The following is a 13,221-nucleotide window of genomic DNA, read 5'->3' on the forward strand; positions in this document are numbered from 1 at the left end:
CTTCCAAACAAGTGCATCCTAGAAAACCTTTCAGCTATTGGTTTCCCTCTCTTTAGGGTCTTGCTCGTACTCTTCCTGATCCACGCTTACGATATATCACGTTCATCAGCTTATACTCATCTTTTATTAATATTACTAAATGCCTTTTGTTTTCGTCAATCATCTTTTCCGCTTTTCTTCTTCTTTATACAAATTGGGCAGGCACCCTTTGCCTCTTTGCCCATATGATAATAACAAAATAAAGAAGGAGGGCGTTTTATTTTGAAAAAGATCAATCCTTACACACTCCCCCCATGGCTTAGACAAATTCGGGCAGTTGCCTCCCAAGTCGTTCTCCCGATTGCCATATTTCAAGGCTTTCGCACGATCATTTTTCCCACAACATTTGACGTCCTCATCTTAGGAATTCTTATATTTCTCGCCTGTGCCTTTCACCTTGATTGGTTTTAAGAGAGCTGAAAGCTGCAGGCTCACTCTTATGTATAGGTCCCTCGCTAGACATTTCATAGCGCAACAGCAAACAACCTCGTCACTCTTCTGATGACGAGGCATTTTGTTCTTCTTCAAGGCGTCTAGCCTGCTCAATTTCGTGTATTTTCATGACGGTCGGCTCAGAATTTTTCATTTGCCAATACGCCCTTAACAGCTCCTGACAACTTTCCATCTCATCCTGTCCGCCTGCTTCATAGGCTTTCACCGTATCAAACAAACCCTGCGGATAAGCGAGGTAGCTCAAGAACAAATGAATCTCTTCCTCACGAAGTTTATTTCCCTTTTGATACGTATAAAACAAGGATGTGCATTCAGGACAAGGAGTAGGGTAGGTTTTGAATGTACGATAGTAAAAGGTCAAAAGGTCATAAATGGGGGCAGCCTTTTTGGACCGCTCAAAATTGGTGAAATGTCCTGTACCTACATCATTGTACAAAAAGTGATGGATCGACAATTGCCCATGGTTTAACACAATACGTGTCGTCTCTTGGTCTTTCATTTCCTCATGCCAATCCTCTAAACGTTCAAGTGCAAATTCACTTGCAGACATCGCTTCTGAAAAATACATAGCAGCAGCCAGCTCAAATGGCGACATATACCATGTTTGTTCTGCCCGCTCGATAAATCGTTCATACATGTCTTTCTCTGTTTCCCATTTGCTTTTCATTTGGGTGTAGTGAGCTTCTATTTCCTGCTCAGTAATGTCCATCATGACTTCTGTTCGTTTATGAAGTCTTGCAATCTCTTGAAATAAATATTCATGTTTATCGTCCTGCTCTTCTCTCTTTTCATTCGTCAGCCACGGCATAAGGTAATACGTGTACTGGCTTTCTCGTTGATTTGAGAAAAAGGAACCGCTCTTCGTGCGATAAATCGGCACAAAGGAGCGATAGCCTTTTGATTCTAGTTCAAGCATTTGCTCTGTAAATTGCATTTGTCGATGGGGTTTTACTCGCTTTAGTGCAAATACGCCCTGCTTTGTATACACTCTAACGACAGCTGGACTGACAGGTTCGATATATTCAGCCTCAAGCCCATATTCGTATAGGACAGATTGGATTTCATCCACGTTCTCTCACCACATTTTCTCGGTCCATCATCTCATACTATGCATTGCTTTTTTGATATTCAGGAATATAAAGAATCTGCCCTTCTTCAAGCTCTGCATCCACCGACAATGAATTCGTTCGAAGGAGCTGCTGCACATTCAACTGATATCGCTCACAAATACGATCGACCGTATCTTCTTGCTGAACTATACATATTTTCATGCGAGAAAAATCTTCCTCCTCCTGCTTAGCGAACAGCTTCGTTAAATAAAGAGAATTCTCACTGCCAGACGCTTCTCTCTGGTCATGTTCAAACTCCTCAGCTTCTTGAGCTGATTCATACACCTTTGGTGCTTCACGTTCATATAATCGTTCGAACTGATAGCTGTCATCCCGCTCTTCCTGCGTCTGTTCCATCTGATAAGCAGGTGATTCAAAGGCTGGATAAGCTGGCGGCTCTTCTTCTTCCTTGCTCTCTGCTTCAGGGTCTTTCCTCACTTCCACCTCAAAGAACGTATCATCCCGCTCCTCTTCTTCTAACAGTTTAGGCGGGTCAAAGAATGGCGGCTCTTGTACTTGAGCTTCTGGGAAGGAACGATACCCAAGCGTCACGGCTTCTTCTTCCTCATATTCCTCCTCTTCTTCTGCTTCTTCCACCATCACCGTCTCGATGTCTATTTCATCCTCTTCTTGTTCAGTTCGCGCTTCATGTTGCAAAACGGCCTGCTGTTCTGCATTTTCTTCATGCTCTTCACGTGGCAGCATTTCTTGCTCTTCATACTCAGACTGCGCCTGATATTCATAAGTGACATCGCCATATTCCTCTTCAGCACGATGGACAAATTCATATGGCTCTTCTACAAGCGGTTCAGGCGTTCCTTCATCTAACAGACCTTCAATGGCCAAATCAGCCTGAATCGTGAGCAAACGGCTTTCTGTCAGCTGGTAATCAAATGCATCAATAAACACAAATACATCATTTAAATGACTAATTTTGTTCTTGGGGATCGTGATATCCACCGGAAATTGATGCAGCAGCTCAGCCGTTCCGTCCTCTCTTACCTTCACCTCATCAGCCTGCCTGTATGATGCATAGGAACTGGATTCACCCATTAGCTCCTCTTGATTTATGTTGTATTCTCCTGTTAGCTCGAGTGAACCTCTAATGGAAACATAATCATTCACTTCTTGAACGAGAATGTCAGGATCGAGAGAAATTGACAGCAGCTCACTGACTTCCTGTCCGTTTTTGAAATAAATGGACTCTTCTACCGAAAACTGTAATCGATTGTTTTGAGACAAGTCGGTGTCCTCCTTTCATCTAATCCTTCAAAATAAAATTAGATGTCAATACAGGTGTATGAAGGAGGCGGTGAAAATATGATTGGTTTTATGCAAAGCAAAAAGCCGATATGTCTCCATATCGGCTCAGCGTGTAGACAAACCCTCGCATTCGGTGTCAGTCCTGCGCGCTGGTGCTCACGAATGTCAAATTCGCTCCGCTCCAGTACTCGTCCTTCCTAGACTGCAAAGGTTTTCTTTCACGCTGAAAAAAAGACAAAGGGCTAAAATAAAGTTCATTTTAACCCTTTGTCAACGATCTAAGCTGATATGTCTCCATATCGACTTTTGGTTACTGAGCTAATTTTTGAAATACCTTTTCAACTGTCTCAATCGTATACTCGATGTCTTCATCCGTATGAGCAGTTGATAGGAACAGCCCTTCGAATTGTGAAGGTGGAAGGAAGATGCCGTGATCAGCCATTTCCTTGTAGAATTCAGCGAATAAAGCGAGGTCAGCTGTTTTCGCTGTATCGTAATTGACGACTTGTTCGTTTGTAAAGAAGAATCCAATCATGGAACCTGCACGGTTAAATGTTAGTGGAATCCCATGTGCTTTCGCCGCTTTTGAAATGCCTTCTTCCAAACGATCTCCTTTGCGTCTAAACTCTTCATAAGACTCAGGTGTCAGCTGTTTTAATGTTTCAAGACCTGCTGTCATCGCAAGCGGGTTACCGGATAACGTTCCTGCTTGATAAATCGGGCCGCTTGGCGCAATTTGTCTCATAATGTCCGCTCTACCGCCATAGGCACCAACTGGCAGACCGCCTCCGATGACTTTACCAAGACATGTCAGATCAGGCGTAATGCCAAAATAACCTTGTGCACAATGATAATCCACACGGAAGCCTGTCATGACCTCATCAAAAATGAGTAAAGAGCCATATTGCTCAGTGATGTCTCTCAATCCTTGCAAGAAACCTTCCTGCGGAGGGACAACACCCATATTTCCTGCAACTGGTTCTACAATGACACCTGCAATGTCGTCTCCAAATTCTTCAAAAGCGACTTTGATGCTTTCTAAATCATTGTATGGAACGGTGATCGTATTGCTTGCTGTACCTTCAGGGACACCAGGGCTATCCGGAAGTCCAAGCGTTGCCACACCCGAACCAGCTTTAATGAGCAAAGAATCACCGTGGCCATGATAACAGCCTTCAAATTTCACAATTTTGTTTCTGCCTGTAAAACCACGTGCTAGACGAAGCGCACTCATCGTCGCCTCTGTTCCAGAGCTGACCATACGAATGACCTCAATAGAAGGAACTCGTTCTGATACAAGCTTAGCTAATTCATTTTCAACTAAAGTAGAAGCACCGAAGCTTGTACCATGTTCAGCTACTCGCTGAATACTTTCAACCACACGGTCATTTGTATGCCCTAAAATAAGCGGTCCCCATGATAAGACGTAATCAATATATTCATTTCCGTCAATATCGTATATTTTTGCGCCTTTGCCTCGTTCCATAAAAATCGGGTCTGTATTGACTGATTTAAATGCGCGCACAGGGCTGTTCACACCACCCGGCATTAACTGCTGCGCTTCTTTAAATGCTTGCTTTGACTTTTCATAGCTACGTCCCATTTCAACGTCCTCCTGTCTATCCGTTCTTTATTCTGAGAGCCATTTTGCTGCATCTTTTGCATGATACGTAATGATTAATTCTGCGCCTGCACGTTTCATGCTAGTCAGCATTTCAAGAACAAGCTCTTTTTCAGAAATCCACCCATTTTGAGCTGCTGCTTTGACCATTGCATACTCTCCGCTCACATTGTACGCAACAACAGGAAGTGTAAATTCATTTTTCACATCACGCATGATATCTAAGTATGAAAGTGACGGCTTCACGATCAGGAAGTCAGCGCCTTCTTCTACATCAGACTGCGCTTCTCTCAGTGCTTCTAAGCGGTTTGCAGGGTCCATTTGATACGTTTTACGATCTCCAAACTGCGGTGTGCTATGCGCCGCATCACGAAACGGACCGTAAAAAGCACTTGCATATTTCACAGCATATGACATGACAGGCACATGAACAAAGCCGGCCTCATCGAGCGCCTCACGAATTGCGATAACAAAGCCATCCATCATATTTGATGGAGCAATGATATCTGCACCTGCACGAGCCTGACTGACAGCGGTTTTCGCTAAGAGCTGAAGAGATTCATCATTTAAAATTTCTCCATCTTCAACGATTCCGCAATGTCCGTGATCTGTATATTGGCATAAGCAAGTATCAGCAATGACCACAAGCTCAGGGAAATGCTTTTTGATTTCAAGCGTTGCTCTTTGAACAATCCCATGATCGTGATAAGCTTCACTGCCTACATGGTCTTTATGGTCTGGTACCCCAAAAACAATGATAGATTTAATCCCAAGGTCAACAAGCTCTTGGACTTCTTCTTTCACAAGATCAACTGAAATGTGATAGACACCCGGCATTGAAGGGACTTCTTTCCGGACATTCTCTCCCTCTACAAAAAAGATGGGATAAATGAAATCAGAGGGCCTTAAAAATGTTTCTCTCACCAATTCTCTCATTCCTGCGCTTGTACGCAATCTGCGGTGTCTGTTAAATTTCATCATTGGTTCAACTTCCTTTCAGATAAACGGCACATCAAATCAAGCATCCCGTCTATCGTATAAGTATCTGGGGTTTCAGAAGAAATCCCGTATTGAAGCAGTGCCTCTTGTGTAAGAGGACCGATGCTCACAAAACATGTGTCTGATGCAGCTAATCTATCGATATCAGCCTCCATGGCGTGCATAAAAGAATGAACAGTGGAGGAGCTTGTAAATGTAATAAAATCAAATGATTGCTCCATCATTGCCGACTTGAGTGCGATAATTCCGTCCTCATCCTTCACTGTTTCATATATAATCCACTCTTTTACATCAATGCCAAGCGGAACGAGGGTATTCTTCACCACATCTCGTGACAGATGGCCTTTTGCTACAAAGACACATTCTTCTGGGTGTACATGATCAATTAAAGCATCTGCCAGTTCTTCTGCTATAAATCGCTCTGGAACCACATCCACTTTTAGGCCGTGCTGCATCAGATAGGCAGATGTTTTTTCACCTACGGCCGCCACTTTCAAGTGGGATAAGCTTTGATGTAATTGATGCTTCTCTATATAACTAAGAAAAAAAGACGCACCATTTACACTCGTAAACACAAGCCAATGGCTTGCTTCTAAATCTTCTAAAAATGCCTTCGCTTTTTCTTTTGTCAGCGTTGGTTCAAACCTGATAAGAGAGGTTAAAACAGCATGGCCGTTCAGCGCTTCAATTTTCTGCTGAAACGCACCCGCTTGACGTTCATTTCGAGTGACAAGCACCGTCTGTCCGTAAAGCGATTTGGCTATCGTCATTGGGAAGACAGATCCTTTTTCACCTTGTCGATCAAATCTTTTGCTCCCTTATCCGCCATTTGCTTCGCACATGCTGTTCCGATTGCCTCAGGGTCAGTACCTGTTACGGTTTCTCGAATAATCGTATGGCCGTCCGCAGATGCCACAAGACCTGTCAATTCAATTTCATCACGCTCATTCATCGTTGCGTAACCAGCGATCGGCACTTGACAGCTTCCATCCATTTGCTTAAGGAAGGCTCTTTCAGCAAGGACCGTTTTCTTTGTATACTCATTTGTGAATTGAGCTAACAGCTGCAAGAGCTCTTCGTCATCTCCCCGACATTCTATCGACAATGCGCCCTGCCCCACAGCAGGAAGGCAAGTATCAGGAGATAAAAATTCCGACACGACTTCTTGACTCCAGCCCATTCTAGACAATCCGGCAGCCGCTAGAATAATCGCATCATACTCTTCATTTTTCAGTTTTTCGAGTCTCGTATCAATGTTTCCACGGATCCATTTAATCTCAAGATCTGGTCTCTTCTGAAGAAGCTGGGCACTGCGCCGTAAGCTGCTCGTTCCCACAACCGCTCCCTTTGGTAGTTCATGAAGACGGAGATGATCCTTTGAAATCAACGCATCCCGCACATCTTCACGCTCAGGAATACAGCCGATGACTAAACCTTCCGGAAGAGAGGCCGGCATATCTTTCATGCTGTGTACTGCCATATCGATATCATGGTTCAGCATTGCTTGTTCAATCTCTTTAACAAACAGACCTTTTCCGCCAACCTTTGATAAGGTCACATCTAAAATTTGATCACCCTTTGTCACAATCTCTTTAATTTCAAAAGAATAAGAAGGGTTTAGTTCAGACAACTTTTGAATGACCCATTTTGTTTGTGTAATCGCAAGTTTGCTTCGTCTAGAACCTACTTTAATTGTACGCATTACGTCTTCCTCCCGACAATGCCCTTAAGACTCATCATTATTGAAACCAATGAAAGGTTGATAAGCTACCAAGCAGAAAATAATTGATCATCAGCACAAGAAATGAAGCGACATTCCATCGCGCCACGATTTTGCCCTGCATATTTCTCACCAGTCTAATGTATAAGTAAAAGCCGTATAAAAACAGCATAATAAACGAACCGAGCACCTTTGCATCTGTCCAGTACAACGTATCATACGAGATATATGCCCATATAATGCCAAGAATTAAACTAAGCAAGAGCATCGGCACGCCAATAATATTTAAGACATACGCCATGTGATCAAGCTTTGATAAGTCTTCAATTCTCAAAAGCCATTTTCCCCACTTTTTCTTTTTCAGCAAACGATATTGAAATAGATAGAGGAGTGAAAAAGCAAATGAAAGTGAAAAAGCGCCGTATGATAAAATGGCCATCGTAATATGAATGACGAGCAGCTCACTCGTCAGCTTTCCCGTCAGTTCGGCAGAATGAAGATCGGATGGTGTAAAGGTGTGAATCGCCATCATGGAAAAACCAATCACATTTGTAAAAAACACAATAAATTCAACACGTAATACTTTTGTCAAAACAAGTGACAATGTCACAAGCACCCACGTATAAAAATATAACCCCTCTGCTACATTCAACACAGGGAATCGGTCTGTTTCCATCATAATATAAAACATGTAGACTGTTTGCAGCAGCCAGACAATAGAAAGCAACCAGAAAGCCATTTTTCCAGCCTTCCGGTTGTGTTGAAGAAAATCTATGAAATAGAACAAGACACTGAGTGCATAGATCAAGATCGTCGCTTCACCTAGTCTCGCTACAATGGATTCCATCATCGCCTAATCACTCACTGGCAACTGTAGCAAGGCCTTGTGCCATATTTGTTTTAAACAGCTGAAATGCCCCTTGCTCCACCTGCATCGGCTCTGCCTTTTGCTCTTCATCTTCAACCTGTAAATCAAAGATTTCTTTAAAGAGTAAAAGTTTTTCCTCTGCATTCGGCTCCCCGGCAATTTCTTTGGCCTTTAAGATAGGATCTTTCAGCATTTGATTGATGATGCTTTTCGTATGTTTATTTAACAGCTTCATTTCACGATTTGTGAGGTTTGGAAGCTTTCGTTCGATGCTTTGCATCGTATCCGCTTGAATCGAGAGTGCTTTTTCTCTTAAAGCAGAAATCACAGGAACCACTCCGAGCGTATTAAGCCATTGCTTAAATTCCACAATTTCAGCTTCGATGAGAAGCTCCACCTCTTCAGCTACTGCACGTCGCTCTTTCAGGTTGGCTGCCACAATGCCCTCAAGATCATCAATGTCATACAAAAAAGCACCTTCTACTTCAGAAATAGCTGGATCTAAATCACGTGGTACTGCAATATCCACCATGAATAGAGGTCTGCCTTTTCTCTGTTTGTTCGCTTTTTCGACCATTTCTTTTGTGATCACAAATTGTTTAGCCCCAGTAGAGCTAATTAAAATATCCGCTTCAGATAAAGTTTTTTCTAATTGATTCAAGCTCTTAGGCTCTCCTGAAAAACGGCCGGCCAGTTCTTTGGCCTTTTCGAACGTTCGATTGATGACTGTTACCTGGCCAATTCCTTGACCTTGAAGGTTTTGAGCCGCCAGCTCGCCCATTTTACCCGCACCAAGAATAAGGACATGTTTATCAGAAAGACGTCCAAAGATTTTTTTGGCAAGTTCCACTGCCGCATAGCTGACAGATACAGCATTAGACGCAATATCTGTTTCCGCATGAGAGCGTTTCGCAACTGTTACCGCCTGCTTAAACAAATAATTGAAAACGGTACCAATGGTCTTCTCCTCTTGAGCGACTTTAAAGCTTGAGCGCACTTGACCGAGTATTTGTGTTTCACCAATGACCATAGAATCAAGTCCACAGGCAACTCGGAATAAATGCTCAACCGCTCCATCATTTTCATAAAACTTCAAATATGGAGAGACATCTTCTTTTTCTAAACCGAACCAATCTGCTAAAAATCTTTTTATATAAAACCGACCAGTATGAAGCTGATCTACAACTGCGTAGATCTCTGTTCGATTACATGTTGAGATGACGATATTCTCTAGAATGCTTTTTTCTTCTTTAAGCTTGGACATCGCTGTTCCGAGCTCGCTCGGTTCAAAGCTCAGCTGTTCCCGTATCTCAACAGGGGCTGTTTTATAATCTAAACCCACAACAAGAATATGCATAACTTCAGCTTGCACCCCCAACGCCCTGTCTAATTTATAATAATTACAATATAGAATTTATTATTTATAATGATTATAACATATATTCATTTTTAACTGGATAAAAATTGTGAACAGATTTCAAAAATGTTGTGATATAGTAGAAAAATGTTCGACATCGAATGCCATATCATCACTTCAAGCAATTTACCAGATTTGGCGCGTGCGGACAAATGATCTGCTTATAAGAAGGTGACATCTTTGAAGAAGAAATCTATTTTGCTGCCGCTCACTTTGCTGGCTGTAGCACTATATGCCATTCTCTCAGGAGATCAATTTGACATTTGGAAAGATCAGGAGAAATGGTATACACTTGTACTGCTTTTTGGCCTTGCTTTCTTATATCAAGGAAAGAAGGAACAGGAAACCTCTCATGTGTTTATCGGTATGCTCATGACAGGCCTTGCGCTACACTTTATCCTTCAGCCGAAATTAGAACACTGGCCAGATACATTTACGATGATTGTGTTCATCGTCGGCCTCGCACTTTTGATGAAGTCATCACAGAAAAAGGAATATCGAATAGAAAGTATTGTTCTCATTGCACTCGGTCTATTCCTTTATTTCTTTCAACAAATTACAAAGCAACTTAGCACACTTTCCATCCCTACTTCCGGTTTTGAATTGTACTGGCCATATGTATTGATTGCTGTCAGTCTCCTCTTATTATTTTTAAAAAGGAAATAACTTATACAATAAAAAGGCATCTGCATATAGCAGATGCCTTTTTTTAGCTGTTAATCTTCGCAAGGATCGCATTCCAGGCTTCGTCTTTTCCCTTTTTTGTTTCAGAAGAGAAAAGGATTAATTCATCTGAAGGGTTAATGTCGAGTGTCTGTTTGACGACTTTCGCATGCTTTTCCCATTTGCCTTTTGGAATTTTATCGGCCTTTGTCGCAATAATGATCACAGGAACTCCATAATATTTAAGGAATTCATACATGTTCACATCATCTGCAGATGGCTTATGACGCAGATCCACAATTTGGACGACTGCTTTTAACTCTTCACGCATTGTAATATACGTTTCGATCATTCTCCCCCATGCTTCGCGCTCTGTTTTTGATACTTTGGCAAAGCCATAACCTGGGACGTCCACAAAATGGAGCATATCATTAATAATGTAAAAATTAAGCGTCTGGGTCTTTCCTGGTTTAGAAGACGTACGCGCTAAATTTTTCCGATTAATCAATGAGTTAATGAACGAGGACTTTCCAACATTTGATCGTCCAGCAAGTGCGATCTCAGGCAGTCCCCCGCTCGGGTACTGCTCTGGTTTCACCGCACTAATGACGATATCTGATTTTGTTACTTTCATCTTCCCTCTCCTACTAACGCTTTCTCAAGCACCTCATCTAAATGTGAAACCGGAATAAAAGTTAATCCTTCTCTCACACTTTCAGGAATATCATCAATATCCTTCTCATTGTCCTTTGGAAGAATAATCGTTTTCAGTCCTGCACGATGTGCGCCTAATGCTTTTTCTTTTAATCCGCCAATCGGAAGCACTCTTCCTCTTAACGTAATTTCTCCTGTCATGCCAACCTCTTTTGAAACAGGACGTCCTGTGAGTGCTGATACAAGAGCCGTCGCAATGGTAATACCAGCTGATGGCCCGTCCTTTGGAACCGCCCCCTCTGGAACATGGATATGAATATCGTGCTTTTCATTAAATTGAGGATCAATGTTCAGTTCATCTGCTTTTGAACGGATATAACTGAATGCCGCCTGCGCAGATTCTCTCATGACATCACCGAGCTTACCTGTTAGCAAAAGCTTGCCTTTACCCGGCGAGAGTGAGACCTCAATGGACAAGGTGTCTCCGCCAACTGTGGTATATGCAAGGCCTGTGACAACGCCGACCTGATCGGTCGTTTCCGCCTGACCATAACGGTAAAGTCTTTTTCCGAGGAATTCAGATAAGTTCTTTTCCGTCACTGTGATGCGTTTGCGGTCTTCAGCCACAATTGCTCTTGCCGCTTTTCGGCAAATCGCCGCAAGCTGACGCTCTAATCCGCGGACTCCTGCTTCTCTCGTGTAATAGCGAATCATATCGTAAATCGCTGCTTCACGAAGCTGCAAGTTCCCTTTCTTTAATCCGTGCTCCTTTAGCTGCTTCGGCAGAAGGTGATCTTTCACAATTTCTGCTTTTTCAACTTCCGTATACCCTGCAATCGTGATAATCTCCATTCTATCACGAAGTGGACCTGGAATGGTTGCTAAATTGTTGGCAGTTGCGATAAATAAGACTTGAGACAAATCAAATGTCTCTTCAATATAATGATCGCTAAAGTTATGATTTTGCTCTGGATCTAACACTTCAAGCATCGCAGAAGACGGATCTCCTCTAAAGTCAGAAGACATTTTATCAATTTCATCTAAAAGAAAGACCGGATTCATCGTGCCCGCCTTGCTCATCCCGCGAATGATACGGCCCGGCATCGCACCTACATAGGTTCTTCGATGACCACGAATCTCAGATTCATCACGTACACCGCCAAGAGAGATACGGATAAACTTTCGATCGAGTGATTTAGCAATGGATTTTGCAAGTGACGTCTTCCCTACCCCAGGAGGTCCTGCCAAGCAAAGAATCGGTCCCTTTAATGAATTTGTTAGTTTTTGAACAGCAAGATATTCGAGTACCCGCTCTTTTACTTTTTCAAGCCCGTGGTGCTCGTCATCTAAAATTTCGCTTGCAAGCTTTAAATCTAGACGATCTTCTGTATATGTGCCCCACGGCAGATTGATCAGCCAATCAATATAATTGCGAATGACAGAACTCTCAGCAGAGCTTGAAGGGATTTTTTCATAACGGTTCAGTTCTTTTAAAGCCGTTTCACGAACGGAATCTGGCATGCCGGACTCTTCAATTTTAGCCATAAGCGTACTGACTTCGCCTGTTTTCCCCTCTTTGTCTCCAAGCTCTTTTTGAATAGCTTTCATTTGTTCGCGTAAATAATATTCTTTTTGCGTTCGCTCCATTGAACGTTTGACACGCTGGCCAATTTTCTTTTCAATCTCTAGCACTTCTTTTTCATTGTGAATCAGACTGATGACCCGGTTCAACCGTTTTTTGACATCGACTGTTTCCAGCACTTCTTGCTTGTCTTTTAATTTCAAAGGCAGGTGGGAAGCGACGATATCCGCCATTCTTCCAGGTTCTTCAATATCCGTCACCGTTGCATATGTTTCAGCTGAGATTTTTTTTGAAATTTTTATGTACTGATCAAAGTGATCTAACAAAGTGCGCATGAGTGCTTCTGCTTCTGCGTCCTTTAATTCTTCTTCTGTCAACTCTTTAATATCGACTGACGTATAGTCTTCTAGCTCCATGTAGGATTCGATCTGCGCTCGATTTAAGCCTTCGACGAGCACACGGATCGTTCCATTTGGCAGCTTCAGCATTTGTTTAATTTTTGTGTAGGTGCCGACTTTGAAAATTTCCTCTTCACCTGGTTCATCTATTGAAATTTCCCGCTGTGTTGCTAGAAAAATCATATGATCGTTCATCATGGCCTGTTCTAATGCTTGAACAGACTTTTCGCGCCCAACGTCCAAATGCAAGACCATTGTTGGATAAACAAGCAAGCCTCGCAGTGGAAGGAGCGGAACATTCTTTTTGATTTCATCTGCCATGTTGATAGACACCTCCGTCACTAGTATGAATCATTATAATATACCTGTTTCAGTCTTGTACAATGTAAAAGACTTGAGAAATGATGATCTTACCGTAGTATACCCTTTCTTTTT

The 13,221-nt window shown here is 42.4% G+C and carries 11 protein-coding genes, 1 pseudogene and 1 other annotated feature (1 of these 13 cut by a window edge); of the genes and pseudogenes, 2 read left to right on the top strand and 10 right to left on the bottom strand.

What is annotated here, in order from left to right:
- Positions 1-92 (bottom strand) — a binding site (T-box leader); it reaches 138 nt to the left of the window's first position.
- A 169-nt stretch (positions 93-261) separates the two neighbouring features.
- Complete coding sequence (locus tag ASG46_RS19870) at positions 262-450, top strand: hypothetical protein (RefSeq protein ID WP_003216497.1); 189 nt, start codon at positions 262-264, stop codon at positions 448-450.
- Between the two features lie 79 nt (positions 451-529).
- Here the strand turns inward: ASG46_RS19870 and ysxE are convergent, their stop codons facing one another.
- The 8 genes and pseudogenes from ysxE to hemA form a co-directional block, all read right to left on the bottom strand.
- Positions 530-1,561, bottom strand: coding sequence for a spore coat protein YsxE (gene ysxE, locus ASG46_RS19875; RefSeq protein ID WP_056705873.1), 1,032 nt, complete (start codon positions 1,559-1,561; stop codon positions 530-532).
- Between the two features lie 802 nt (positions 1,562-2,363).
- Positions 2,364-2,843 (bottom strand): annotated as a pseudogene (locus ASG46_RS21650) (LysM peptidoglycan-binding domain-containing protein); the annotation flags it as partial.
- A 331-nt stretch (positions 2,844-3,174) separates the two neighbouring features.
- Complete coding sequence (gene hemL / locus ASG46_RS19885; protein WP_008342821.1) at positions 3,175-4,467, bottom strand: glutamate-1-semialdehyde 2,1-aminomutase; 1,293 nt, start codon at positions 4,465-4,467, stop codon at positions 3,175-3,177.
- Between the two features lie 27 nt (positions 4,468-4,494).
- On the bottom strand, positions 4,495-5,466 hold the full coding sequence (hemB, locus tag ASG46_RS19890; RefSeq protein ID WP_007501555.1) for a porphobilinogen synthase: 972 nt from the start codon (positions 5,464-5,466) through the stop codon (positions 4,495-4,497).
- Positions 5,463-6,254 carry a uroporphyrinogen-III synthase gene (locus tag ASG46_RS19895; protein WP_007501556.1) on the bottom strand — a complete coding sequence of 264 codons (792 nt, stop codon included), beginning with the start codon at positions 6,252-6,254 and terminating at the stop codon, positions 5,463-5,465. The genes hemB and ASG46_RS19895 overlap by 4 nt, the downstream gene beginning before the upstream one ends.
- The gene (gene hemC, locus ASG46_RS19900; protein ID WP_025207728.1) at positions 6,251-7,186 is read right to left on the bottom strand and encodes a hydroxymethylbilane synthase; all 936 of its coding nucleotides are present in this window, start codon (positions 7,184-7,186) and stop codon (positions 6,251-6,253) included. Before hemC ends, ASG46_RS19895 begins: the two co-directional genes overlap by 4 nt.
- A 37-nt stretch (positions 7,187-7,223) precedes the next feature.
- Complete coding sequence (locus tag ASG46_RS19905; protein ID WP_008342830.1) at positions 7,224-8,054, bottom strand: cytochrome c biogenesis protein; 831 nt, start codon at positions 8,052-8,054, stop codon at positions 7,224-7,226.
- Between the two features lie 7 nt (positions 8,055-8,061).
- Complete coding sequence (hemA, locus tag ASG46_RS19910; protein ID WP_024718410.1) at positions 8,062-9,429, bottom strand: glutamyl-tRNA reductase; 1,368 nt, start codon at positions 9,427-9,429, stop codon at positions 8,062-8,064.
- Between the two features lie 240 nt (positions 9,430-9,669).
- Between hemA and ASG46_RS19915 the strand changes: the two genes are divergently transcribed.
- The gene (locus ASG46_RS19915) at positions 9,670-10,155 is read left to right on the top strand and encodes a hypothetical protein (RefSeq protein ID WP_007501561.1); all 486 of its coding nucleotides are present in this window, start codon (positions 9,670-9,672) and stop codon (positions 10,153-10,155) included.
- 43 nt (positions 10,156-10,198) lie between these two features.
- Here the strand turns inward: ASG46_RS19915 and yihA are convergent, their stop codons facing one another.
- Together yihA and lon are read right to left on the bottom strand one after the other, a co-directional pair.
- Positions 10,199-10,786 (bottom strand): ribosome biogenesis GTP-binding protein YihA/YsxC, encoded by a 588-nt coding sequence (yihA, locus tag ASG46_RS19920; RefSeq protein ID WP_056705879.1) that lies wholly within the window; start codon positions 10,784-10,786, stop codon positions 10,199-10,201.
- Positions 10,783-13,107 (bottom strand): endopeptidase La, encoded by a 2,325-nt coding sequence (lon, locus tag ASG46_RS19925; protein ID WP_007501564.1) that lies wholly within the window; start codon positions 13,105-13,107, stop codon positions 10,783-10,785. Before lon ends, yihA begins: the two co-directional genes overlap by 4 nt.
- Positions 13,108-13,221: the final 114 nt, after the last annotated feature.

Source organism: Bacillus sp. Leaf49, assembly GCF_001426125.1.
Lineage (GTDB): Bacteria > Bacillota > Bacilli > Bacillales > Bacillaceae > Bacillus > Bacillus altitudinis.